The sequence below is a fragment of the Cellulomonas humilata genome (genome assembly GCF_013359775.1).
GTDB lineage: Bacteria > Actinomycetota > Actinomycetes > Actinomycetales > Cellulomonadaceae > Cellulomonas > Cellulomonas humilata.
Map to the genome: position 1 here is coordinate 533,148 of NZ_JABMCI010000070.1, position 24,942 is coordinate 558,089.

Here is a 24,942-nt window from a genome sequence, read left to right on the forward strand (position 1 = left end):
CGTGCCCGTCGTAGGTGCACGTGCACCGACTGACGACGCCCGGCGCTAGGTCCCGGTCAGGGCCAGCAGCTCGTCGGCGTCATCCGACGTCACTGCCACCTTCGCACCTGCGAACGGTGGTTCGTCGACGTCGATCTTCACCAAGGCCTCCAGCGGGTCCTGGCCAGGCCGGGTGATGGTGACCCGGTACTCAGCGGTCTGCAGGAAGTCGACGCCTTTGGGCGGCACCCATCCGCTGGGGGTCGGGTTTCCCCACGACGTCGCGGTCGCCCGGACGTGGACCTCGCCCCCCTCGGCCCGCACCCGCTTGGCCAGGTCTCTGATGTAGCCCTCGACACCTCTGTTCTGAGCGAACTGGTTCACCTGGCGGGGCGCCAGCATGAGCCCTGCCGCTGCCTCGTCGCCGAAGCCCGGTCCCCAGAGGTGTGCCCACTCCCAGTCCGAGGCCTTCAACCCCAGCTCCTTGGCCGTGAAGAGGCTGCCCGACTTCTCGGACGTCTTGTTGAAGTTGGGAGCGTTGACGTTGCGGTTCTCGATGCTCGGCAGGACGCGTCCCTCGATCGTCACCGCTTTCTCCCCGGGCCCGGCCGTGCTCGCGCTGATCTTGGAGATGCCGCCCCGGCCGGCGATCCGCAGGTCGTACTCCGAGAGCACCTTCCGGCTGTTCGCATCGGTCATCAGGTCGGTCGCGTAGCGGAACTTGCTCGCCCCCTTCGCCGCCGGCGCGGCGTACTCCGACATCTCCGTGATGACCTTCTCGACGGGATAGTGCGGGTTCTCGCCCCAGACGCGGAACCAGTTCTCGATCTCGAAGTCGCGCAGACCAAGCGTGCGCGCGTGAGCGACCACGCGCTCCTGGGCGGCAAGGGCGGCGAGGAAACCCTCGCGCAGGGCCTTCAGGCTCTCCGGGCTCGCCGCGGGGTTCGTGGCCAGGTCGCCCAGCAGCTGCTTGGCCTGGGTGGTCGCCAGGAACTTCGCGAGGTTGCGGCCGTGGACGTTGAGCGAGGTGTAGACCGCGTACACCAGCCGCGCGAAGGACTCCCCGGCCGCCGACAGGACATCGTTGAGCCGGGACGCCGGGATCAGGATGTCCGCCCAGGCTCGCTGCTCCTGAGCGCGGGCCATCGCCGCCTTCACGATGCTGGCGCGGGCATCGGCCAGCGTCTTGACGACGGCGGGGTCGGCCGTCGCGGCCACGATGGCGTCGTACTTCGTGGTGAAGGCGACGACGTTGCCGGTCGCCGTGAAGCCGTCCGTCCCGCGGATCGCCGGCAGGAGCGCTCGGGCCGCCTTTCCCACCGATGCCAGGTCCAGCCCTGCGCCGACGGCGGCCACGATCACCCACGCGATCGAGGGGTCGTCGGACACGAGCCCGGCACCGTGCGCCGCATGCATGACCTCGTAGCGGCGGTACTCCTGGAGCGCTTCGAACGCACCGATCCCGGCCGCCGTCGCCGCGCCCAGGACGGCGACGGCCCCTCCTCCGCCGGTCAGCAGCCCGGCCGCGATCGCGATGACCGCGAGCATGATGCTCTTCACCAGACCGCTGGACTCGATGTCCTCCTTCTTGCGAAGCACGATCTGGTGGTAGATCGACCCACGGTCCACCCCCTGGGCGACCATCGCGTTCTCCCGCAGAGCGTCGAAGCCGTAGACCAGGTCGGGATCCTCCTGGAGGGTGTCCCGGGTCTCGGCGATGTCCTTCTCGCGCTGCGCGGAGTGCTCCAGGAGCATCGAGAGCGCTCTCGACTTGGTGAGCACCCCGGCCAGGTCGTCGCGCAGGTCCTCGTCCCGGAGCAGCGGGTACTCCTCGGCAAGGGGCTCGAGGTCCTCGCCGGCGGCCTTGAGCCGTCCGTAGAAGACGTCCAGGTTCGCCGGTACCAGGATCCGTTCCCGCTCGACGTACAGCACGTGCAGGTAGCGGCCGAGCATCTCCCGGGCGACGAAGAGCGCTTCCTTCTCGAAGGCATCCTCGAACGCCGCGACGCGCGGATCGAACCAGGCCTCCACCTCACTGAGCTTCGAGAAGCCGTGCTGCTTCATGAGGACGTCCAGCCTCTGGTAGGCCTCGGTGACCTCCAGCTCGAGCGCCAGGTTGTCGTCCGGGCTCTTGAGTGCGGCGCTCCGCAGGGCGAGGTAGTTGTGATACGCGCTGTACAGGTCGTCGGCGCCGAACAGCTGCGTCTTCGCGTCCTCCCGCTGCTCACCGGCCTCGCCCCGCTCCTCGCGCTCGCCGACGTACAGGTCGATCGCCAGCTCGAAGCTGTCCCAGTTGTCCGTCGTCCCGGTCACGCGGGCCAGGTACTCGGCGCGCTCGGAGGCGGTGAGGCCGGCGATCTTGTCGGCGACGCGCAGCGCGGTGAGGAAGTCCTTCGGCTCCAGGGTGCCCTTCCCGTCCTTGCGGAAGAGGAACTCCCGGGCTTCGGGCGAGACCAGCTCGTACAGCTGACGGCGCAGGTCCGCGGGCTGCTGCATGTACTGCGCTCGGGCGCTCGTCAGGTGTGCCCGGAAGCGCAGCCAGTCCTTGGCCATGACCCTGTCGTCGGGATCGTTCTTCGGGTCCAGCTTCTTGCCGACCTTGTACCCGGTCTGCTCCCAGAAGTACGTGTTGGTCTGCTCGTTGATCCCAGCCTCGCTGCTGTTCCCGAGGGCATAGAAGTCCGTCCGCAGCTGGTCGAGCTCGTCCGTCGACATCGCGTCGAGTCCCTTGGCCCAGACGGTGGCGAGCTTGTACTTCTTCGCGACGTCGGCCTCGGTGACCTCCGGACCCTCGTGCACCGGGATCGGGTTACCTGCGTCGTCAACCCAGTAGATGGTGCCTGCGGCCAACGCTGCCTCGGCGTCGTCGCGGGTGGCGATGTTGTTGCCCTCGTAGTGCATGGCGAACAGGATCAGGAACTCGCGCGCATCCATGGTCCGGTCGACCGGCACGCTCAACCGGAAGTCGGGTCGAGCGGCGGGGGCTTCGGCCACCGTGCCTCCCCCGCCGCCGGGCGTGGGCCCCTTTCCGTTGTCACGCTGCACCTGCGGCACCAGCATCCTGGTCGTCGCGCGGTTGCCGGCCTGACGCTGGAGAGCGAGCACGGCCGCCGATCCGGCGGGCGCGGGTGTGCCCGCCGAGCGGGTGTCGCGGCGCGGCGCCGGCCGCCGGTCGGGGGTCGGCGGGATCGCACGCAGCGACGGCATCACGTCACCCGTGCACGCACTGGCACGCCAGACCGTGACGATCCGATCCGTCCGTCATGGTCTGCCCTCGTCCCGTGCCTCGACGTGACCTGCTGGGGAGCCAGCCTGGCCCGCGAACGGCGTGCTCGGAAGGCCGTTGCGGCGACAGGCCGTGCCGACACCGGTGCCCGATCGGGCACCGCCACTGACGACGCCGCCGAGTCAGGGCCGTGGCGCTGCTGCCAGGCTCGCGAGCTCGTCGACCTGGACCCAGCAGACGCAGCGGGTTGCGCCTCAGCGGTTCGCCCAGGCCCATCGGGAGAGCAGTGCACCGAGTGCCGGGCGGGAGATCTCTGGGTGTCGAACGGTCATGTGGACGCTGATCAGGCGGACCTCCGTGCCGAGGTCCCCGCCTGCTTCGGCCAGGGGCACACGGTTCATCTCGTGGATCACCGACCTGACTTCCGCGAGGAGCTGTTCGGGGGACCGGTGCACGGCCACGGCGGCGACCCCCTCCAGGTCGGACATCCCGCTCAACGGCCCCGACAGGCGGTTGACATACGCCTCGATACCGGCGCTCAGCTCGGCGTCGACCCGCACGGACCGACCCCACGGGTCCCCGCTGCCGGCTCGGCCGACGAGGCGCGTCATGGCGTTGTCGACCTGCTGGAGGAGATCGCGGCGCTGGATGTACGCAGGCGCCCACGTCCACTCGGTCGAGCCGTCCACGGAGTCGGACCGGTCCTCGAGGACGGTGCCGTCCGCGAGCGATACGCGGTGGGTCACACCGTGAACGCCTCGGCCGATCTCGACACGTCCGAAGACGACTGCGTCGACCAGCTGGTGCACGAGAACGACGCCCCGGTCGTCCCGCGCCACGACCCACCGTGTGGACTCCCCGACCCCGAGGCTGATCTCGTCGGCGGTCTGCGACCACCAGAACGGCACCGCGCCGACCGCCGTCGGGGTGACCAGGATGCCGTCACGATCAGCGCCGCGGTGGTCGCGGCCGAAGAGCCCACTCTGGCTCACGGTCGAGGGCTCGCTGAAGGTCGCCCGTCCCCACAGGCGTGTGCGCACGTCTCGCTTCAGGCCTCGGAGCGTCCCTGTGAGCGGGTCCTGGGGGAGGGGCCGCCAGGTACCGGTGGACGCTTCCATGGCGCGGATCTCCGCCTCGAAGCTCGCCTGATGCGCCGCCGCCACAGTGCCCAGTAGAGGCGCTGCTGGTCCTGCGCCGCGTTCCGGGGGACACCGAGGCGGTCGTCGATCTCGGGCCAGGACACCTTGTCCCGCTGGAGCGTCTCGAGCGCGGTCTCCGGGATGCGGAGCGCGGACACGAAGCTCTTGGTGAACTCGTCGCCCACGGCGTCCGACGCCGAGGGCGTTCCCGCCCTGCTCAGATGGCCGATCGCCCGGGCGAGGAGGGCTGACCGCACGGACGGATGAAGCGTCGCGGCGAGCACCACCCGCGCGCCGTGCTCGTCGCGGACGGCCGACACCGCGGCGCCGCCCTCGGGTCGGCCGACGACGACCTCGATCCCCATCCGTGCCGCCAGGACATCGACGTCCAGCGGCACCGTGCCCTCTGGCCAGTACCGCGTGAGCACGGCGGTCGCAGCCTCGACCGCGCGTGCGTGCAGGTCGAGCAGCGTGCTGTCCGCGCGGATCATCGAGCCCTCCTTGCGGGCCGGCGCGGGGGTCTAGCGGTCGACGACCCGGCGTGCGCCTCAGTCCGCACGAACTCGCCGTTGCCTCACGATCCCCAGACCGACCGCGAGGTTGACGACCCCGAGGACCAGCGGCACCGTGCCGGAGCCTTCTCCCGACACCGTGAGGATCAGACCGCCCGCGGTCGCCACCGCTCCGCACACCAGGTAGGTCCACATCCTGCGGCGCGACGGCGGCAGCCGGACGACGTCGGCGAACGATGGCCCGCGCTGGACGGGCACGTGGTCGCCCGCGGGGAGCGGTGGCGGGCTCCAGGCGCGAGACACGTCGGGCGGACGGACCTCGCCGTACGACGGATCGGGGCTCGTCCGAGGCAGCGAGTGCAGCCAGTACCGGTCCACGACCTCGGCGAGCGCGGCCGTCGCGACGCCGGGCGCCCGGACCAGCACCACCTCGCGGTCCTCCTGCCAGACGTCGATGACACCGGGCATCGCGGCCAGGACGTCGACGGTGCCGTGCACGAGTGCCTCGTACGGGCCTGCCGCGACGTCGCTGAACCCGAGCTGGACGTCGGGCTCGTCGCCGCGCGCTGGCACGCGACCGATGTCGTAGAGGGACTCCTCGTCGTCGAACACACCGAACAGACGTTCCATGCACGCAGTGATCGACGTCCTCGACGTCCGCCTTGAGGGCGTGCGTAGGAACCCGTCACCCAAGGCCCTGGACGAGGGCGTCGTCGCTAGCCCGGCGGCGGGGCCAGCCACCGACGGTGGGTCACCGACTGCTCGGTGAAGCCGTGGGCCGCGTAGAAGCGTCGGGCGCCGTCGTTGGCCGCTGCGGCGGTCACGGACAGCACCTGGGCGCCACGACCTCGCGCCCATTCGACGAACACCTCGACCAGCGCCGAGCCGCGGCCGGCCCCGCGGCGCGACTGCGACACCTGCATGCTCTCGAGGACGGCGACGGGTACGCGGCGGAAGCTGTCCGCGCGAGCGAACCGTCCGACCAGGTGGCCCTGCACCTCGCCGTCGATGCGCAGCGCGAGCAGCACCGCGTCCGGGTCGCCGGCAACCGCCTCCACATACCCCGCACCGTCGGTCTCCGGCCAGTCCCGGGCGACCACGGGGTCGAACCGACGCGAGTCGTGCGCCCACAGCCCGTCCAGCGACGCGACCAACCCGGGCACCAGTGCACCGTCGACCGGGTGCCTGACCGTGATCACCTCGACGGGTTCCATGCCCAGCGACGCTAGACGAGCAACCCCTCCATAAAAAACCCCTGGCGTGGGCCGTGCGTTCGCCACGTACGCGGGACTGAGGAGGAGTCCTGCGAGGAGGGAATCGGCCTCGGAGACCCCCGACCGTCCCTACATTGACCACGTGCCCGCCGCCCAGGTTGCACGCTCGACGTCAGAGAAGCGAGACACCGAGCTCGGCCTCGGTCATCTCCACCCGCGGGCGTTGCCTGCCCAGCAGCGCTCGTGTGTCGGCTCCCGGCGGTGGTTCAGGTGCTGGCGACTTCTGCCGATCTGCTGCACATGGCGGCATCAGGTGGCCCGCCTTGACGGTCAGGGGGCAGGGTTGGATCGTGCGGCGGTGGGCCTGGTACGGGCACGAGCGGCTGTATGCGGAGACGCCCGGCGGGACGGCGCTGGGGTACCTCGACCTGAAGACGGGCCGGTTCCACTCCGACGACCCGTCGAACCTGCCCCTAGGGCCTTTGTCATGGTCTACGGTGCCCGGATGACAGCGATAGCAGGTACCAAGACCCGAGCTCTTCGATTCGCCGCCGTCGCGGCTCTGCTCGTCGGGCTCTTCCAGTTCGGCCCGGGCTCCGTAGCGCCCGCCAACGCCCTCGGCAGTAATCGCTGGAACGTGGTCCACTCGTACTGTAATCAGGGCTATGTGGTGCAGTTGAAGTTCTACGTGATTGGCGCCACCGGTAGCGACGGGCCGAAGGTCGGGTGGGGCAACTCGGCACAGGCGGCGTCCGGGGGCAACTACCGGGAGTTCAAGACGAACGGGTGGCACACCATGAACGAGGGCATGCAGGACATGTACTGGATCAAGTGGGCCTCCACGGGGGACGTCACCTCGTATACCAAGTCGTGCGTTAGGTACTTCTGATCCTTCCTGCGCAAGTCAGTGGCCCCCGCCCCTTCTGAGGGAGCGGGGGCCCGCTGCGTTCAGGTGAACCTATTTTGCGGCGCGAGGAGAAGCGGATGTCGTTGCGGCGAGCCGGGCCTCGAGTTCACCGATGGAGGTCCCTGTGATCGGGCAACACTCGGTAGCAGCACGGATCGCATCTTCCGGAACGAGGCCCGGTCGTCTGGCAGAGGCCAAGAGCCGGACATTGCGCAGGAGCACCGCAGGCGCGCCAGACCACACCTCGTAAGCGATCCCAGCGTCACTCATGGTTCGCGAAGTCCATGCCAGAGATGCCTGCACGGCAGTCTCGGCGAGCATCGCCGCCGGCTTGACGTCGACGACCAGCCCTTGACCGTCGCCATCGACCGCTAGAAGTCGGGATACCGAACCCGCTCGCGTGGTCCTTCGCGCCCGACGATCCTGAGCGGTTGCGCGGCCAGGCGCGCGATCGTCGGGTCGAAGTCCGCGAGCCAGAGCCAATCCAGCTCGAGTCGGCTCTCGTAGACGACATGGTCGCGGTTGGTCGCCGACCAGAAGAGCCTCGGATAGTTGCGCTGGCCAGCGTAGGAGGGCGGGACTCGTACCGGAGCTCCCCACGCGTGGCCAGGTAGGTGAGATTCGTGACACGCCGTGGCCAACTAGATGAGATTTGGCCAACTCATATGAGATCCCACAGCCGGGACGTCCGTGTGCCGACGGCGAGGGAATGTCTCGCGGTCCGTCAAGGTTGAGCCCAACAGACTCAAGTTCGACCCTCTCGAGTTTGCGCATGGCGCGATGCCGACGCAGACTTGAGCCAGCCGGACTCAAGAGCGGTCCTCCACGGGCCACATGAACCCCGCACGACACGAAAGAAGGCACACACATGGCACGAGCAGTCGGCATCGACCTCGGCACCACCAACTCGGTGGTCGCAGTCCTCGAGGGCGGCGAGCCCACGGTCATCGCCAACGCCGAGGGGTCGCGCACGACGCCGTCGGTGGTCGCGTTCTCCAAGACGGGTGAGGTGCTGGTCGGCGAGATCGCCAAGCGCCAGGCCGTCACCAACGTCGACCGCACGATCTCGTCGGTCAAGCGCCACATGGGCACGGACTGGTCGCAGGCGATCGACGACAAGAAGTACACCGCGCAGGAGATCAGCGCGCGGGTGCTCTCCAAGCTCAAGCGTGACGCGGAGGCCTACCTGGGCGAGCCCGTCACCGATGCGGTCATCACCGTCCCGGCGTACTTCAACGACGCCGAGCGCCAGGCCACCAAGGACGCCGGCGCCATCGCGGGCCTCAACGTCCTGCGCATCATCAACGAGCCCACCGCTGCTGCCCTGGCCTACGGCCTGGAGCGCGGCAAGGAGGACGAGCTCATCCTCGTCTTCGACCTCGGTGGCGGCACGTTCGACGTGTCCCTCCTCGAGGTGGGCAAGGACGACGACGGCTTCTCGACGATCGAGGTGCGCGCGACCTCCGGCGACAACCGGCTGGGCGGCGACGACTGGGACAACCGGATCGTCGACTTCCTGGTCTCCGAGGTGAAGAACTCCACGGGCGTCGACCTGGCCAAGGACAAGATCGCCGTGCAGCGTCTGCGCGAGGCGGCCGAGCAGGCCAAGAAGGAGCTCTCGTCCGCGACGAGCACCAACATCTCGCTCCAGTACCTCTCGATGAGCGAGAACGGCCCGGTCCACCTGGACACCAAGCTCACGCGCGCGCAGTTCCAGCAGATGACGCAGGACCTGCTCGACCGCACCAAGGAGCCGTTCCGGTCCGTCATCCGTGACGCCGGCATCCAGCTGTCCGCGATCGACCACATCGTGCTCGTCGGCGGCTCGACGCGTATGCCGGCCGTCAGCGAGGTCGTCAAGGAGCTCACGGGCGGCAAGGAGCCCAACAAGGGCGTCAACCCGGACGAGGTCGTCGCCGTCGGTGCCGCTCTGCAGGCCGGCGTCATGAAGGGCGACCGCAAGGACGTCCTGCTCATCGACGTCACCCCGCTGAGCCTCGGCATCGAGACCAAGGGCGGCGTGATGACCAAGCTCATCGAGCGCAACACGGCCATCCCGACCAAGCGCTCGGAGATCTTCTCGACGGCCGAGGACAACCAGCCGTCCGTGCTGATCCAGGTGTTCCAGGGCGAGCGTGAGTTCGCGCGGGACAACAAGCCGCTCGGGACGTTCGAGCTCACCGGCATCGCGCCGGCTCCGCGTGGTGTGCCGCAGATCGAGGTCACGTTCGACATCGACGCCAACGGCATCGTGCACGTGTCCGCCAAGGACCGCGGCACCAACAAGGAGCAGTCGATGACGATCACCGGCGGCTCGGCCCTCCCCAAGGAGGACATCGAGCGCATGGTGCGCGAGGCCGAGGAGCACGCCGCCGAGGACAAGGCGCGTCGCGAGGAGGCCGAGACCCGCAACTCCGCCGAGCAGCTGGTCTACTCGACCGAGAAGCTGCTGGTCGACAACGCGGACAAGCTGCCCGACGACGTCAAGACCGAGGTCCAGGCCGCGGTCGGCGAGCTCAAGACGGCGCTCGCGGGCACCGACGTCGACGCGGTCAAGGCCAAGCACTCGGCCCTGCTCGCGGCCAGCCAGAAGATCGGCGAGGCGATCTACTCCGCCGAGAACATGGCGGGATCCGTGCCGGCCGACGAGCAGCCGACGGCTGACGCGTCGTCCGACGAGGACGTCGTGGACGCCGAGATCGTCGACGACGAGGACGAGGCGGCGTCGAAGTGACGTCCGGGACCGAGGACGCGGGCGGTGACCTGACGCCCGAGGAGCAGATCCTGGCCGACGCCGAGTCCATCGCGGCCTCGGCCGAGGAGGAGGTCGTCCTCGAGGGTCTGGTCGAGGCGGAGAAGCTCGCGGCGGAGCGTCTGGACGAGCTCCAGCGCTCCAAGGCGGCCTACTACAACCTCGAGCAGCAGTACTCCGGGTTCGTGAAGCGGTCGAAGGCCGACGCCCTCGCCGCCCACGACCGCGGGGTGCACGAGATCGTCGAGGCGCTGATCCCGGTGCTCGACGACATCGAGCTGGCCCGTCAGCACGGCGACCTCACCGGACCGTTCCTGCCCATCGCGGAGAAGCTCGACGCGACTCTCGGTCGCTTCGGGGTGGTCCGCTACGGCGCGGTCGGCGAGCCGTTCGACCCCGTGATCCACGAGGCGCTCATGCACTCGCACGCCCCGGACGTCTCGGAGTCGACCGTGCAGATGGTGCTCCAGCCGGGGTACCGCACCGCCGACCGGATCATCCGGGCGGCCCGCGTCGCAGTCGTGGACCCCGAGGCGTAGAAACCCCAGTAGCGTCCGGGCAGGTGCAGGCCAGAACCTGCATCTGCCCGGACGCGACGAAGATCGAGGAAGGAGGCGGCGTGACCGGACAGGACTGGCTCGAGAAGGACTTCTACTCCGTCCTCGGCGTGCCCAAGGACGCCGACGCCGCCACCATCAAGAAGGCGTACCGCAAGCTCGCGCGCCAGATGCACCCGGACCACAACCCGGGCGACGCCAAGGCCGAGGCCCGGTTCAAGGACGTCGGCGAGGCCTACGCGGTCCTGTCCGACACCGAGCAGCGCGGCCAGTACGACCAGCTGCGCGCCATGGCGGGCGGCCCGCGCTTCACGTCAGGCGGCCGCGGCGGCGCCGGGTTCGAGGACGTCTTCGGCGGCATGTTCGGGGGCCAGCAGGGCGGCGGTCGCGTCCGGTACTCCAACGCCCCCGGGGGTACCGCCGGGTTCGAGGACCTGCTCGGTGGGCTGTTCGGCAACGCGGGCGGCGGGTTCGCACCCGGCCCGCAGCAGGGCGCCGACCTGGCTACTAGTGCCACCCTCCCGTTCCGGCAGGCCGTCGAGGGATCGACCGTCTCGCTCGTGGTCGAGGGTCGTACCGTGAACGCCCGCATCCCCGCCGGTGTCCGCGACGGCCAGAAGATCCGCCTGCGCGGCAAGGGTCGGCCGGGCGAGCGCGGCGCTCCCGCGGGGGACCTGGTCATCACCGTGCGCGTCACCCCGCACCCCGTCTTCTCCCTCGACGGCGACAACCTGCGCATCACCGTCCCGGTCGCGTTCGACGAGGCCGCGCTGGGCGCGACGATCGAGGTGCCGACGCTCGACGGGTCGTCCGTCCGCGTCCGCGTGCCGGAGGGCACCCCGTCCGGGCGCGTCCTGCGCGTCAAGGGCAAGGGCGTCCCCGGCACCAAGGGAGACCTGCTGACCACCGTCCAGGTCGTCGTCCCGCAGCGGCTCAACGCTGCCGCCCGCGAGGCGGTCCAGGCGTTCGGCATCGCCACGTCCGGTGAGGACGTGCGCGCGGACCTGCTCGCGGCCGCGAAGAAGTAGCCATGGCCGGCGAGGACGCCAAGGTCTACGTCATCTCGGTCGCCGCCGAGCTGGCCGGCATGCACCCGCAGACCCTGCGCCAGTACGACCGCCTCGGACTGGTCAGCCCCAGTCGCGCGAGCGGCCGCGGCCGCCGGTACTCGCTGCGGGACATCGCCACCCTGCGCGAGGTGCAGCGGCTGTCGCAGGACGAGGGCGTGAACCTGGCGGGCATCAAGCGGATCCTCGAGCTCGAGGCGGAGCTCGACGGGTTGCGACGCCAGATCGAGTACCTGCGCGCGTTCGTCGACCCCGGCCGCCGCATCTTCACCGCCGACCCCCGCGGTGACGTGGTCGCGGTCAACCGCACGGCAAGCCGCAGCCGCCGCCCGACGACGACGACGGACCGCGCCGCAGTGGTCCTCTGGCGTCCCAGCTCCCGCTGACCTGACTCCCCGCGGGTCTGCTGCCTACACTCGGCGCCGTGACGATCGACCTCGGCATCGACCTCGACAAGGTTCGCCGCGACACGCCCGGCGTCGACCACGTCGCCCATCTGAACAACGCCGGCGGCGCCCTGCGCCCGAGCGTCGTGACGGACACGGTGGTCGCGCACCTGCGCCGCGAGGCGGAGATCGGTCCGTACGAGGCGGAGGCCGAGTCGGAGGACCGCGTCGCGGCGGTGTACGGGTCGGTCGCGCGGCTGGTCCACGCGCAGCCCGACGAGATCGCCCTGGTGCAGAGCGCGACCGCCGCCTGGAACGTGGCGTTCTCGTCGCTCCCCCTGGCCACGGGGCAGCGCATCCTCACGGCGCGCACGGAGTACATCAGCAACGCGATCGGCCTGCTCCAGGCGTGCGAGCGCACCGGCGCCACCCTCGAGATCATCGAGGACGACGAGCACGGCCAGGTCGACCTGGACCGGCTCGAGCGTCGGCTCGACGACGACGTCGCCCTCGTCGCCCTGACGCACATCCCGACCGGGGGAGGTGTCGTGAACCCGGCGGCTGAGGTCGGTGTCCTGACCCGCAAGGCCGGTGTCCCGTTCCTGCTCGACGCGTGCCAGTCGGTCGGCCAGCTGGACGTCGACGTCACGGCCCTCGGCTGCGACCTGCTCGCCGCCACCGGTCGCAAGTTCCTGCGCGGCCCCCGCGGCACCGGCTTCCTCTACGCGTCCCGCGCGATCACCGAGCGACTGGTCCCGCCGGTCCTCGGCCTGGGCGCAGCCACCTGGACCTCGCCGACGACGTGGGAGGTCGTCCCCGGCGCGCTGCGGTTCGAGACGTGGGAGCGGTCGATCGCCGACAACCTGGGCCTCGGCGCAGCGGCGGACTACGCGCTCGCGATCGGGCTGCCCGCGATCGAGGAACGGGTCACCGCGCTCGCGGACCGGCTCCGCGAGGCGCTCGCGCAGACCCTCGGCGTCACGGTCCGCGACAAGGGCGTGCGTCGGTCCGGCATCGTCACCTTCACGGTCGACGGGATGCGTGCCGACGACGTCCGCGCACGCGTCGCCGCCGCCGGGGTGAACGTCAGCGTCACGCGGATCTCGTCGGCCCAGCTCGACTACGGCGTCCGCGGCCTCACGGAGGTCGTCCGCGCGAGCCCGCACTACTACACGTCCGACGACGAGCTCGACCGCCTGCTGACGGCGCTGCGCTGACCCGGACGTCCGAGCATCTGGTCGCTCCAGCGCTCACTTCCTCGGACGTTGTGCTCGGAGAACCGGGACGTCCGAGCATCCGGCTGCCCTGGCGCTCACTTCCTCGGGCGTCCCGCCGACACGGCCCGTGTCAGCCGCGTGTCGGGGGGCTGTCAGCGGGTGCCGCCAGCCTGGGGTCATGACATCAACCGACCTCGTGATCGAGGCAGAAGGCCTCGTCAAGCACTTCGGCGAGACGAAGGCGCTCCAAGGCGTCGACCTCGCCGTCGCCCGCGGCACGGTCCTCGGCGTGCTCGGCCCCAACGGTGCCGGCAAGACGACCGCGGTCCGCATCCTGTCCACCCTGCTCGTCCCCGACGCCGGCCACGCCCGCATCGGCGGCTTCGACGTGGTCAAGGACGCCGAGCGCGTCCGCCAGTCGATCGGCCTCACCGGCCAGTACGCCTCGGTCGACGAGGACCTCTCCGGCCGGCAGAACCTCGTCCTGTTCGGCACGCTGCTGGACCTCGGCCGGGTCGGTGCCCGGGCGCGCGCCGCCGAGCTGCTCGAGTGGTTCGATCTGACCGCCGCGGCGGACCGGCCCGCCAAGACCTACTCGGGTGGCATGCGCCGCCGCCTCGACCTCGCGGCGAGCCTCGTCGGCCGCCCGGACGTCATCTTCCTCGACGAGCCGACCACCGGCCTGGACCCCGCCAAGCGCGAGGACATGTGGGACGTCGTCCGCTCGCTGGTCACCGACGGCTCGACCGTCCTGCTGACCACCCAGTACCTGGAGGAGGCGGACGCGCTCGCCGACGAGATCACGGTCATCGACCACGGTCGGGTCATCGCGCACGACACCCCCGAGGGCCTCAAGCGGATCGTCGGCGGCCAGACCCTCGAGGTGCGGCCGTCGGACCTGACCCGCATGGCGGAGGCCGCGACGATCCTCGGCCAGGTGACCTCCGGGTCGGCGCCGGAGGAGATCCGCAAGGGCGTCCTCGCGGTCCCCGTGCAGGACGACTCCGCCCTGACCGCCACGGTGTCCCGGCTGGCGAGCGCCGGCATCGGTGTCACCGAGCTGTCCCTGCACCTGCCCAGCCTGGACGAGGTGTTCTTCTCCCTCACCGGCCGCACGGCCTCTGAGGACGACACCACCGAGACGAAGGGGGTGGCCTGATGACCACGCTCACCGAGCACCGCACCCCGCGCGCCATGCCGACGTCGGCCGCCACCGTCACCCGCAAGCCGTTCCCGCTGGTCCGGCACTCGCTGTCGCTGGCCAAGCGGAGCCTGATCAAGACGTGGCGGACGCCCGAGGCGCTCATTGACGTGACGCTCCAGCCGGCGATCTTCCTGGTGATCTTCGTCTACATCTTCGGCGGGGCGGTGGCGGGGGACACCCACACCTACCTGCAGTTCCTGCTGCCGGGCATCCTCGCGCAGACCATCGCGACCGGCGCCATCGCCATCGGCGTGAACCTCAACACCGACCTGGAGAAGGGGATCTTCGACCGGTTCAAGTCGCTGCCCATCCCACGGTCGGCGCCCCTGATCGGGGCGGTGCTCGGGGATGTCGTCCGCTACGTCATCGTCACGGTGATGACGCTCGGCATCGGCTACCTGATGGGGTTCCGGATCCTCACCGACCCGCTCAGCGCCGTCGCGGGCTGCCTGCTCGCCGTGGTGTTCGCCCTGTCCCTGTCCTGGGTGTCGGTGTTCGTCGGCATGAAGGTCCGCACCTCCGGCGCCGTGCAGGGGATCATGTTCCTGATCATCATGCCGCTGAGCTTCGCGTCGAACGTGTTCGTCCCGGCCGGCACGCTGCCCGGCTGGATGCAGACGTTCGTCGCGTGGAACCCGCTGACCCACCTGGTCGAGGCGATGCGCGGACTGTTCCTCGGCACGCCGATGGGCGAGAGCGTCTACTGGACCCTCGCCTGGTGCGTCGGGCTGGTCGCGGTGTTCCTGCCGCTGGCCATGCGGGCCTACCGCCGCAAGGTCTGACGCGCGACCGGGTCCGGGCGCTCACCTCAGCCGAGGTCGGCGGTGAGCTCCCGGATCCGGTCGGCGGCAGCCGTCGACGACCGCTCGCGCCAGGGGGCCAGCAGGCGCTCGCGGTCGTCGTCGTCGCCGAGGGCGGCGGCCAGCGGTCCCTCGATCTCCAGCTGGAACATCATCACGAGGTTGGCCCCGAGCCGGATGCCGGCCGCCCACAGCTCGCGGGCGAGCCCGGTGTCGCCGCGGTGGGCCGCGAGCTCGGCGACCCCGAGCCCGAACGATCCCAGCACCGGCATGTCGGTGGTGACCCGGGCCTCGGGCGCGGCGGCGGTGATGAGCTCGGCGGCCGTGGCGGCCGAGGCGGCTGCGGACGACGGCTGCATGGCGGCGACCCGCAGGTGCACGACGGCGGTGGCCACGCGGAACGCGATGCGCACCTGGGGCACGGTCACGGTCATCGAGGCCACGATCGCCGCCGCGGCCTCCGCGCTGTCCAGCGCTTCCTCGGCCCGGCCGGCCCGGCAGGCGACGTGCGCGAGCCCGAGCAGCGCCTGGGCGGCGTCGCCGTCGTCCATCTGCGTCGACGTCGTCACCTCGCGCAGCCGCGTCAGCGCGTCGGCGTCCCCGTCGAGCGCGCGCTGCACGTCGAGCATGACCCGGATGCTCCGCACGTCTTGCATCGCCCCGACGAGCTCGAGGTGGCGCAGGCCGCGCAGGAGCCACTCCTGTGCGTCCGGTTCCCCGCGCGCGCTCTGCCACCGCCCGACGCCCTGCGCGGCCATGCCCATGCCCCAGTGGTCGCCGATCGACTCGAACGCCCGGTACGACGCGCGCGCGTCCGTGCTGGACGTCTCCGGGTCGCCCGCGTTCTCCTGCGCCGCCGCCCGCATGAACAGGCCGAGCCCCTGCAGGAACCCGTCGTCCGCGTCCGCCAGTCGATCCGCGGCCGCGTAGGTGACGGACGTGTCCGACCAGACCAGCGCAGGCATCGTGGCGACGAGGGCGGTGATGCGCGGGGAGATCGCGGTGGGCCGCTCGGCGGTCAGCAGCCGGATCGCCCGCCCGCCGAGCGCCACCAGCCGCTGGGACACGGTGACGCCGGCGTTCACCGAGGAGAACAGGCAGGTCGCGGCCAGCCGGTCGGCGTCGGGCAGCGGTCGGCCTGACGCGACGCCCTGGTAGATCGGCGAGGCGCGGCGGGCGGCGGGGTCGTCGGCGAGGAGAACCCGGTGCGCCCACTCGATGACCTCGACGTGCAGCCCGCGCACGCTCCACAGGTGGAACAGGGCGACGGTGATGTCGACCGCGCCCACGGGGTCGTCGTGCTCGACGGCCCAGCGAAGGGCGGCCAGGAACGTCTCCTGCTCGGCGGCGCACTCGTCGAACGCGCGCACCTGGCCGGAGCCGACGAACCCCGCGGACAGGCGCACGCACTCGGCGGCCGACCAGCGCACCAGGCCCGCCATCGCGTCGACGCGCCCCCCGGCGGCATCCAGGCGTGCCTCGCCGTACTCGCGGACGGTCTCGAGCATCCGGTAGCGCGCCGGACCGCCGTCCTGCTCGTCGAGCGTCAGCAGCGACTGCTCGACCAGGGTGGCCAGCCCGCGCCGGACGGCAGGTGCAGGAGCGCCCGCGACGGCGACGGCCGTCTCGGCGGTGAACGGCGCGGGGATGACCGCCAGCCGCTGGAACAGGTCCCGGTCCGGCGGGTCGAGCAGCTCGCGGCTCCAGTCCACCATCGCCCACAAGCTCGCGTGGCGTTCCGGCAGCCCGCGCAGGGCGTCGTCCAGGAGCGCGAACCGGTCGCTGAGCCCGTCCAGCACGTCGTCCACCGTCATCGCCCGCAGCCGGGCGGCGGCCAGCTCGAGCGCCAGCGGCAGGTTGTCCAGGCGGTGGCACAGCTCGCGCACCCGCTCGGGGTCCCAGCCGACCGTCGCGCGACCGGCCCGCGCGCGGGACTCCAGCAGCTCCAGGGCGTCGGCGTCGGGGAGCGCCAGCAGGCGGTGCACCGACTCGCCGACCAGGCCGAGCGGGGCGCGGCTCGTCGCCAGCACCACCACGTCCGCGGAGGCGACGGCCAGCAGGTCGCCGACGACGACCGCCGCCGCGTCGAGCACGTGCTCGCAGTTGTCGAGCACCAGGAGGCCCTCGAGGTCCGCCGCCGCGAGCCGGAGGCGGTCCTCCGGGGAGAGCAGGCGGCGCTCGGTCGGCAGGTCGGCGCGCGTCGCGGTCGTGTCGGACCCGCCGATCGCGGCGAGCACCGTGGGCAGCACCTCGGCAGGGGCGCGCAGACCGGCCAGCTCGACCACGCGCACCGGTCGGCCCGCCGCGACCGCGCGCCTGGCCACCTCGCCGGCCAGCCGCGTCTTGCCGGCTCCTCCGGTGGCCACGACGGTGACCAGCGCCGACGCCTCCAGTGCGGACTCCACCTGCGCGATGTCGGTGTCGCGGCCGACCAGCGGGGTCGCCGCGCGACGCCAGGCCGGCGGGAGGGCCGTGACGACCCGGGGTGCGGCCGCGCCCAGCTCGCCCCGCAGCAGCGCGAGATGGGCCTGCGCGACGACGGGCGACGGGTCGGTGCCGTAGCGGTCGGCCAGCTCGGTGCGGACCTGCTCGACCACCTCGAGCGCCTCGGCGTCGCGCCCCTGCGCCGCGAGCACGCGGACCAGGAGGGCGACGAGCGGCTCGTCCGGAGGGGTGCGAAGGGCGAGCAGGCGCAGCTCGTCGGCCACACCGTCCACGTCGGCGAGCGCGAGCCCGGCCTCGGCCAGGACGGTGACGACGTCGCCGAGCAGGCGGGTGGTCGCCGCGTCCGCGAGGTCCGGGACGGCGGGGACGAGAGCGCGTGCGCTCCGCGCGAGGTCGCGTGCGCGCGCGGGATGGCCGGCCCGCAGGGCGTCGCGGGCCTGCGTCAGACGGGACTCGGCGTCGTCGACGTCGATCTGGAGCCCGTCGACAGGCAGCCGGTAGCCACCCGGCGCGGCCGCGACCGGGAACCCGAGACGCCGCGCGCGCGACACGAGGGCCTGCACGGCGCCGGCCGCGTCCTCCGGCGGGAGGCCCGCCCAGACGACCTCCACGAGCGCGACCGACGACACGCCCCGACCGCGCGCGTCGAGCAGGGCGCCGACGAGCGCCGCGAGGCGGTCGCCTCGGACGGCCCGGCCGTCGATGGCGAGCCCTCCGAGCGTCGTGATCTGCACGCGGACAGCATCCCTCACGGCCGACACGCGGCGGTCGGGTGCAGGTCGGGAAATCCGTCTCTGGCGTGTCGTGCCGGGCGTTCCGGACGAATCGGACGGGCCGGGTGTGGACTGCCGTGTGGACGGGCCTGTGGGCGTCGAAGGGGCGCCTGTGGACGCCTGTGCACAGCCCCGCGTAGACGCTGGTCGGGGGCCGTGTCAGTGGTCGGCGGTAGCCTGGAACTTCTCCACAGGGTGAAGAATGACACGCTTGTCACTACAACCCCTAGTGGTCCATTGCGTCCCGGACCCCTAGGTGTAGTGTCTAGTCACGACGCAGTGCGGAACCTTCTCGTCAGGCTCAGCACCTCGTCCGGCCCGGAGACGGGCCCTTCAACTTCAAGGAAAAAGCTTCGCGAACGCTCCGGGGGGAGCGTGCCGCAGACAGACCACACGGGGAGCCCACCATGACGATCACGGTCTACAGCAAGCCGGCGTGCGTGCAGTGCAACGCGACGTACCGCGCGCTCGACAAGCTCGACACCGAGTACACGGTCGTCGACATCAGCGAGGACGCCGACGCGCGTGACTACGTCATGTCGCTCGGTCACCTCCAGGCCCCCGTCGTGATCGTTGACGGCGAGCACTGGTCGGGCTACCGCCCGGACCGCATCAAGGCGCTGGCCGACCGCCTGGCAGCCGTCGCCTGACGAGCTCCCCGGATCGGCGCCTGGTCCACGGACCGCGCCGATTCGGCGGGTCTTTTCGCGCCCGCACCACCGCACGACCCGAGCTGAGGGGATCCGATCGATGAGCTCCCTGGTCTACTTCTCCTCCGCCTCGGACAACACCCACCGCTTCGTGCAGAAGCTCCGTCTGCCGGCCGAGCGCATCCCGCTCCGGCCGTCGGACCCGTTCCTGCGCGTCTCCGAGCCGTACGTGCTGATCGTGCCGACGTACGGCGGAGGGAACGAGGGTGGAGCAGTACCCCGGCAGGTCATCAAGTTCCTCAACGACGAGGACAACCGTGCGCTGATCCGCGGAGTCATCGCGGCCGGCAACACGAACTTCGGCGAGGCCTACTGCATCGCGGGGGACATCATCGCGGCCAAGTGCCGGGTCCCCTACCTGTACGGGTTCGAGCTCATGGGAACGAACGAGGACGTCACATCCGTCCGTGAGGGATTGGGAAGATTTTGGCAACGACAGTCGCAGATACCCGCGTAGAGACGCCGGAGCTGGATTACCACTCCCTGAACGCCATGCTGAACCTCTATGGCGCCGACGGCGAGATCCAGTTCGAGAAGGACCGTGAGGCGGCGCGGGCGTACTTCCTGCAGCACGTCAACCAGAACACGGTCTTCTTCCACGACCTCAACGAGAAGCTCGACTACCTGGTCGAGAACAAGTACTACGACCCCGAGGTCCTCGCGCAGTACGACCGCGCGTTCATCAAGACCCTCTTCGAGTACGCGTACTCCAAGAAGTTCCGCTTCCAGACGTTCCTCGGCGCGTTCAAGTACTACACGTCGTACACGCTGAAGACGTTCGACGGGAAGCGGTACCTGGAGCGCTTCGAGGACCGGGTCTGCATGGTCGCCCTCGCGCTCGCGGAGGGGAACCAGGACTTCGCCATCTCCCTGGTCGACGAGATCGTCTCCGGCCGTTTCCAGCCGGCCACGCCCACGTTCCTCAACCTCGGCAAGGCGCAGCGCGGTGAGCCCGTCTCCTGCTTCCTGCTGCGCATCGAGGACAACATGGAGTCGATCGCCCGCGGCATCAACTCCGCGCTCCAGCTGTCCAAGCGCGGCGGCGGTGTGGCCCTGCTGCTCAGCAACATCCGCGAGCACGGCGCGCCCATCAAGCACATCGAGAACCAGAGCTCCGGCGTCATCCCCGTGATGAAGCTCCTCGAAGACTCGTTCTCGTACGCCAACCAGCTGGGTGCTCGTCAGGGCGCCGGCGCGGTGTACCTGCACGCGCACCACCCGGACATCTTCCGGTTCCTCGACACCAAGCGTGAGAACGCCGACGAGAAGATCCGCATCAAGACCCTCTCGCTGGGCGTCGTCATCCCGGACATCACGTTCGAGCTGGCCAAGAAGAACGAGCCGATGTACCTCTTCTCGCCGTACGACGTCGAGCGCGTCTACGGGATGCCGTTCGCGGACATCAACGTCACCGAGAAGTACTACGAGATGGTCGACGACGGGCGGATCAAGAAGACCAAGATCAGCGCCCGGGAGTTCTTCCAGACGCTGGCGGAGCTGCAGTTCGAGTCCGGCTACCCGTACGTCATGTTCGAGGACACGGTGAACCGGGCCAACCCGATCGCCGGCAAGATCACGCACTCGAACCTGTGCTCGGAGATCCTGCAGGTCTCGACCCCGTCGGAGTACAACGAGGACCTCTCGTACAAGACGGTCGGCCGGGACATCTCCTGCAACCTCGGCTCGATGAACATCGCGCTGTCGATGGACTCGCCCGACTTCGGCAGGTCGGTCGAGGTGGCCATCCGCGCCCTGACCGGTGTCTCCGACCAGACGGACATCGAGTCGGTCCCGTCGATCAAGAAGGCGAACGCCGGCGGCCACGCCATCGGCCTCGGCCAGATGAACCTGCACGGCTACCTGGCCCGCGAGCGCATCTACTACGGGTCCGACGAGGGCCTCGACTTCACCAACATCTACTTCTACACGGTGGCGTACCACGCCATCCGGGCGTCGAACCTGCTGGCCCAGGAGCGCGGGCGCGCGTTCGAGGGCTTCGCGGACTCGAAGTACGCGACCGGCGAGTACTTCGAGAAGTACACGTCGAAGGAGTGGAAGCCGAAGACGGTCCGCATCGAGGCGCTGTTCGCCGAGGCCGGCGTGCACATCCCGACGCAGGACGACTGGAAGGCGCTGGCCGAGCTCGTCAAGGAGCACGGCATCTACAACCAGAACCTGCAGGCCGTGCCGCCGACGGGCTCGATCAGCTACATCAACCACTCGACGAGCTCGATCCACCCGATCGCGTCGAAGATCGAGATCCGCAAGGAGGGCAAGATCGGGCGCGTCTACTACCCGGCGCCCTTCATGACCAACGACAACCTGGAGTACTACCAGGACGCGTACGAGATCGGCTACGAGAAGGTCATCGACACCTACGCCGAGGCCACGCAGCACGTCGACCAGGGCCTCTCGCTGACCCTGTTCTTCAAGGACACGGCCACCACCCGTGACCTGAACAAGGCGCAGATCTACGCCTGGCGCAAGGGCATCAAGACGATCTACTACATCCGCCTGCGCCAGCTCGCGCTGGAGGGTACGGAAGTCGAGGGTTGCGTCTCGTGCATGCTCTGACCCCCGTCCTGAACGACTCGAAGGAAGCACTGCGATGAGCGAGAAGCTCAAGCTCGTCAGCCGCGTCTCGGCGATCAACTGGAACCGGCTCGACGACGACAAGGACGCCGACGTCTGGGACCGCCTCGTCGGCAACTTCTGGCTGCCCGAGAAGGTCCCGGTGTCCAACGACGTGCAGTCGTGGGCCACGCTGACGGAGGAGGAGAAGACGCTCACCATGCGCGTCTTCACCGGCCTGACCCTCCTGGACACCATCCAGGGCACGGTCGGCGCCGTCTCGCTCATCCCCGACGCGATCACGCCGCACGAGGAGGCCGTCTACACGAACATCGCGTTCATGGAGTCGGTGCACGCCAAGTCCTACAGCTCGATCTTCTCGACGCTGTGCTCCACCAAGGAGATCGACGAGGCGTTCCGCTGGTCGGAGGAGAACGCGAACCTCCAGCGCAAGGCCGAGATCGTCATGGAGTACTACCGCGGCGACTCGCCCCTGAAGCGCAAGGTGGCCAGCACGCTGCTGGAGTCGTTCCTGTTCTACTCGGGCTTCTACCTGCCCATGTACTGGTCCAGCCGCGCCAAGCTCACCAACACGGCCGACCTGATCCGCCTGATCATCCGCGACGAGGCGGTGCACGGGTACTACATCGGCTACAAGTACCAGAAGGGCCTCGAGAAGCTGTCGGCGGCCGAGAAGGCGGAGATGAAGGACTACACCTTCGAGCTCCTCTTCGAGCTGTACGACAACGAGGTGGAGTACACGCAGGACCTCTACGACGGCGTCGGCCTGACCGAGGACGTCAAGAAGTTCCTGCGTTACAACGCCAACAAGGCCCTGATGAACCTGGGCTACGAGGCGCTGTTCCCGCGCGACGAGACCGACGTCAACCCGGCGATCCTGTCGGCCCTGTCGCCGAACGCCGACGAGAACCACGACTTCTTCTCCGGCTCGGGCTCGTCGTACGTGATCGGCAAGGCAGTGAACACCGAGGACGACGACTGGGACTTCTGAGCCCCCGCCCGACCCCGCACGACGAACGGCCGATCCCCCCGGGGACCGGCCGTTTCGTCGTCGGTGCACCTGCGGTCAGGCCAGGTATGCCTTCCTATGCAGGCCTGGAGGAACGGGTCTACCGTCGAGACGAACAGGCCAACCCGTCTCACGGAGGTCGTCATGAGCACCCTGATGGACATGCCCGCCGTCGCCGAGTGCTCGGTCGCCGGCTGTTCGTACAACGACCACTCGCACTGCCACGCCGCCGCCGTGAACATCGGTGGCACCACGGGTGACGCGCAGTGCACCACGTTCTTCCCGCTGGGCACCAAGGGCGGGCTCGACAAGGTCATCACGCACGTGGGCGCCTGCCAGCGCGCCGAGTGCGTGCACAACTCGTCGCTGGAGTGCTCGGCGGAGTCGATCCGCGTCGGCGCCGGGCACGAGGAGGCGGACTGCCTGACGTTCAGCCCGCGCTGACCCCTAGACGCACGACGGCCGCCCCAGCTGACCGGGGCGGCCGTCGTCGTGTCCGGGGTCAGGGGTGCGCCGCGACCTCGACCAGGTCCCTGATCAGCACCGCTGCGGCGGGGACGAGCTCGCGCTCGCCCGGCACCAGCGACGGGTCCAGCGCACGGACGGCGGCGGCCTCGTCGAGGGCCACCAGCGGGTCGATGTCCGTCGCGTGCAGGAACGCCGCCAGGAACGCGCGCGCGGCCTGCGAGTACACGCCGCCCGCATCGACGGCCACCTCGGCCAGGATCAGCGCGGTCAGCGAGACGTCCAGCTCGGCGGTGCCGGTGCGCGCGTTGGTCCAGTCGACGACCGCCGGTCCGTGGGTCTCCGTGAGGATCACGTTCGCGGGGTGCAGGTCCAGGTGGACGACTGCCGGACCGGACGTGACCAGGGGCCACGAGGCCGGCTCGCCGTGCTCCCAGCCGGCGGGCGGGGTGATCGCGTGCAGCCGGGCGTGCAGGTCGGTGAGGATCTCCGCCGCGTCCGACAGGGAGACCTCGCCCGCGGTCAGGGCCTGGAGGAGGGTCGGGCCGTGCAGGCGCTCCATGACGAGGGAGGGGCCGCTCGCCTGGAGGATCGCGGGGGCGGGGAAGCCGTGCGCGACGACGTGCTGGAGCAGGTGGACCTCGTGGGAGGCGTCGCGGCCCGAGCGGTATCGACGGAGCACCGTGTGCTCGTCGAGCGCGAACACGTCGGCCGCAGCGCCCGCGGCGAGGATCGGGCCGGGCTCGTCGGAGTCGGCCAGGGCCGGGTCGACGGCGGGGAGGGGGTGCGCCACGGCGCCGCTGAAGCGACGGTCCGGCTGCGTCGGGAGATCGCGAGCGGGGTCCTGCGGGTGCTGCTCAGCGGCGTCGGAAGCCCTTCGTCCTGAAGGCGTCGTCGGGCCGCTCGGTGCGAGTCCTGCCGAGTTCATGGATCGACGGTAGACGCATTCGCCCGAGTTGTCCCTACTCCCGTACCAAGAAGTCCCTGACCTGCGCTTTACCTCCTGGACACCCGTCAGGGTGCGTCGGTCACGGCCGCGAGACCCGGTCCAGAGTCCGCAGCGCCTGCTCGTGCGTGGCCGGCAGCGGCTCGATCCAGACCCGCACCGGCTGGCGTGTGGACGCCCGGAGCTCGAGCAGGTCGCAGCGGCGGGCGATCTCGAGGTGCAGCGCCTCGAGCGGAGGGTGCGGGTCCTCGTCGGCGCGTGCGAGCACGGCGAAGACGCCGCCGCCCAGCGTCGCCATCGGGTGGCCCTCGCCGTAGGTGGTCGTCATCGCCGCGCCGACCGCGGCCGAGCGCGCGGCACGGGTGAACGGGTCGACGTCCCCGGCGGCGACGTCGATGACCACCAGGTGGTGGCCGAGGTGGCCCGAGGTGCGGGCGCGCTGCGTGGGCAGCGTCGCGTCGCGGTAGGTCTCGGCGAGCCGGATCGCGAGGTACTGGCGGCTCGGCAGGCCCGACTCGGGGTCGAGGGCGGAGCCGAACGCGATCGTGCCGGCCTGGCCGTCGGCCCAGCCCTCGCACAGGGCGCGCAGGACCGTCGTCGGGGGCTCCGCGGCGCCGAGGGTGCGGTACAGGCAGGCGAGGTCGTCCACGGTCTCGCCGATGCCGACGCCGTCGTACCCGCGGGCGCGACCCAGCTCCTCCGCGGCGGCTGCGGGGTCGCCCGCAGTGAGCACAGCGGTGGCCAGCGCATCGACCGCCGGGTGGTACCAGTCGGACGGTCGGAGCCACACCGACCGGACGCTCTCGTCACGCCAGCGTTCCCGCAGCGCCGCGGGCAGGGCGTCCGTCGGGACTGCTCCCGAGACGTCCGGCAGGGCGGCGTTGTTCGACCCCGTGTTCATCGTCACGCCGGATGAGAGGCCGACACGTGTTGGGCGTGACGCCACTCTCGAAGTTTTTCACCCGCCGGGATCGTCTCCGCTTATGTAGAAACGACGCATATGGCAGTCTGTGCGGTCGGACGTTGAAAGCTGATAGGAGCC

At 70.3% G+C, this 24,942-nt stretch carries 21 protein-coding genes; 13 read left to right on the forward strand and 8 right to left on the reverse strand.

Features of this window, described 5'->3' with window-relative positions; all coding sequences use genetic code 11:
• Positions 1-45: 45 nt before the first annotated feature.
• From HP550_RS19705 to HP550_RS19725, 5 genes are all read right to left on the reverse strand, one after another.
• Positions 46-3,186, reverse strand: a complete 3,141-nt coding sequence (locus HP550_RS19705; protein ID WP_175349345.1) for a polymorphic toxin type 4 domain-containing protein — start codon at positions 3,184-3,186, stop codon at positions 46-48.
• Between the two features lie 273 nt (positions 3,187-3,459).
• A complete protein-coding gene (locus tag HP550_RS19710; protein ID WP_175349346.1) occupies positions 3,460-4,197 on the reverse strand; it encodes a hypothetical protein in 738 nt (245 codons plus the stop codon).
• Between the two features lie 56 nt (positions 4,198-4,253).
• Positions 4,254-4,835 (reverse strand): hypothetical protein, encoded by a 582-nt coding sequence (locus HP550_RS19715; RefSeq protein WP_175349347.1) that lies wholly within the window; start codon positions 4,833-4,835, stop codon positions 4,254-4,256.
• Between the two features lie 57 nt (positions 4,836-4,892).
• The gene (locus HP550_RS19720; RefSeq protein ID WP_175349348.1) at positions 4,893-5,486 is read right to left on the reverse strand and encodes a hypothetical protein; all 594 of its coding nucleotides are present in this window, start codon (positions 5,484-5,486) and stop codon (positions 4,893-4,895) included.
• 86 nt (positions 5,487-5,572) lie between these two features.
• A complete protein-coding gene (locus HP550_RS19725) occupies positions 5,573-6,070 on the reverse strand; it encodes a GNAT family N-acetyltransferase (protein WP_175349349.1) in 498 nt (165 codons plus the stop codon).
• Between the two features lie 505 nt (positions 6,071-6,575).
• Between HP550_RS19725 and HP550_RS19730 the strand changes: the two genes are divergently transcribed.
• The 8 genes from HP550_RS19730 (at position 6,576) to HP550_RS19765 (ending at position 14,942) form a co-directional block, all read left to right on the forward strand.
• Positions 6,576-6,959, forward strand: coding sequence for a hypothetical protein (locus HP550_RS19730; protein WP_175349350.1), 384 nt, complete (start codon positions 6,576-6,578; stop codon positions 6,957-6,959).
• A gap of 886 nt (positions 6,960-7,845) precedes the next feature.
• Positions 7,846-9,711: a molecular chaperone DnaK gene (gene dnaK, locus HP550_RS19735; RefSeq protein WP_175349351.1), complete on the forward strand. Its 1,866-nt coding sequence runs from the start codon at positions 7,846-7,848 to the stop codon at positions 9,709-9,711.
• Complete coding sequence (grpE, locus tag HP550_RS19740) at positions 9,708-10,268, forward strand: nucleotide exchange factor GrpE (RefSeq protein ID WP_343048285.1); 561 nt, start codon at positions 9,708-9,710, stop codon at positions 10,266-10,268. The genes dnaK and grpE overlap by 4 nt, the downstream gene beginning before the upstream one ends.
• 80 nt (positions 10,269-10,348) lie before the next feature.
• Positions 10,349-11,314, forward strand: a complete 966-nt coding sequence (locus HP550_RS19745; RefSeq protein WP_175349352.1) for a DnaJ C-terminal domain-containing protein — start codon at positions 10,349-10,351, stop codon at positions 11,312-11,314.
• A gap of 2 nt (positions 11,315-11,316) precedes the next feature.
• Positions 11,317-11,739, forward strand: coding sequence for a heat shock protein transcriptional repressor HspR (locus HP550_RS19750; protein WP_175349353.1), 423 nt, complete (start codon positions 11,317-11,319; stop codon positions 11,737-11,739).
• A gap of 38 nt (positions 11,740-11,777) precedes the next feature.
• Complete coding sequence (locus HP550_RS19755; RefSeq protein WP_343048286.1) at positions 11,778-12,956, forward strand: aminotransferase class V-fold PLP-dependent enzyme; 1,179 nt, start codon at positions 11,778-11,780, stop codon at positions 12,954-12,956.
• A 178-nt stretch (positions 12,957-13,134) separates the two neighbouring features.
• A complete protein-coding gene (locus tag HP550_RS19760) occupies positions 13,135-14,115 on the forward strand; it encodes an ATP-binding cassette domain-containing protein (RefSeq protein WP_175349354.1) in 981 nt (326 codons plus the stop codon).
• Positions 14,115-14,942 (forward strand): ABC transporter permease, encoded by an 828-nt coding sequence (locus tag HP550_RS19765; RefSeq protein ID WP_175349355.1) that lies wholly within the window; start codon positions 14,115-14,117, stop codon positions 14,940-14,942. The genes HP550_RS19760 and HP550_RS19765 overlap by 1 nt, the downstream gene beginning before the upstream one ends.
• Positions 14,943-14,968: 26 nt before the next feature.
• Here HP550_RS19765 and HP550_RS19770 read toward each other — a convergent pair whose 3' ends face one another.
• The gene (locus tag HP550_RS19770; RefSeq protein ID WP_175349356.1) at positions 14,969-18,139 is read right to left on the reverse strand and encodes a winged helix-turn-helix domain-containing protein; all 3,171 of its coding nucleotides are present in this window, start codon (positions 18,137-18,139) and stop codon (positions 14,969-14,971) included.
• A 446-nt stretch (positions 18,140-18,585) separates the two neighbouring features.
• Between HP550_RS19770 and nrdH the strand changes: the two genes are divergently transcribed.
• The 5 genes from nrdH (at position 18,586) to HP550_RS19795 (ending at position 22,933) form a co-directional block, all read left to right on the forward strand.
• On the forward strand, positions 18,586-18,828 hold the full coding sequence (nrdH, locus tag HP550_RS19775; protein WP_175349357.1) for a glutaredoxin-like protein NrdH: 243 nt from the start codon (positions 18,586-18,588) through the stop codon (positions 18,826-18,828).
• 100 nt (positions 18,829-18,928) lie between these two features.
• Positions 18,929-19,345, forward strand: coding sequence for a class Ib ribonucleoside-diphosphate reductase assembly flavoprotein NrdI (gene nrdI / locus HP550_RS19780; RefSeq protein ID WP_175349358.1), 417 nt, complete (start codon positions 18,929-18,931; stop codon positions 19,343-19,345).
• Positions 19,315-21,462 carry a class 1b ribonucleoside-diphosphate reductase subunit alpha gene (nrdE, locus tag HP550_RS19785; RefSeq protein WP_175349359.1) on the forward strand — a complete coding sequence of 716 codons (2,148 nt, stop codon included), beginning with the start codon at positions 19,315-19,317 and terminating at the stop codon, positions 21,460-21,462. The genes nrdI and nrdE overlap by 31 nt, the downstream gene beginning before the upstream one ends.
• Positions 21,463-21,496: 34 nt before the next feature.
• On the forward strand, positions 21,497-22,471 hold the full coding sequence (gene nrdF / locus HP550_RS19790) for a class 1b ribonucleoside-diphosphate reductase subunit beta (RefSeq protein ID WP_056087461.1): 975 nt from the start codon (positions 21,497-21,499) through the stop codon (positions 22,469-22,471).
• Between the two features lie 162 nt (positions 22,472-22,633).
• On the forward strand, positions 22,634-22,933 hold the full coding sequence (locus tag HP550_RS19795) for a DUF1540 domain-containing protein (protein WP_175349360.1): 300 nt from the start codon (positions 22,634-22,636) through the stop codon (positions 22,931-22,933).
• Positions 22,934-22,991: 58 nt separating this feature from the next.
• On the opposite strand, the gene HP550_RS19800 is transcribed toward HP550_RS19795, so the two are convergent.
• The gene (locus tag HP550_RS19800) at positions 22,992-23,747 is read right to left on the reverse strand and encodes a phosphotransferase (protein WP_343048287.1); all 756 of its coding nucleotides are present in this window, start codon (positions 23,745-23,747) and stop codon (positions 22,992-22,994) included.
• Between the two features lie 235 nt (positions 23,748-23,982).
• The gene (locus HP550_RS19805; protein WP_246281139.1) at positions 23,983-24,801 is read right to left on the reverse strand and encodes a hypothetical protein; all 819 of its coding nucleotides are present in this window, start codon (positions 24,799-24,801) and stop codon (positions 23,983-23,985) included.
• Positions 24,802-24,942: the final 141 nt, after the last annotated feature.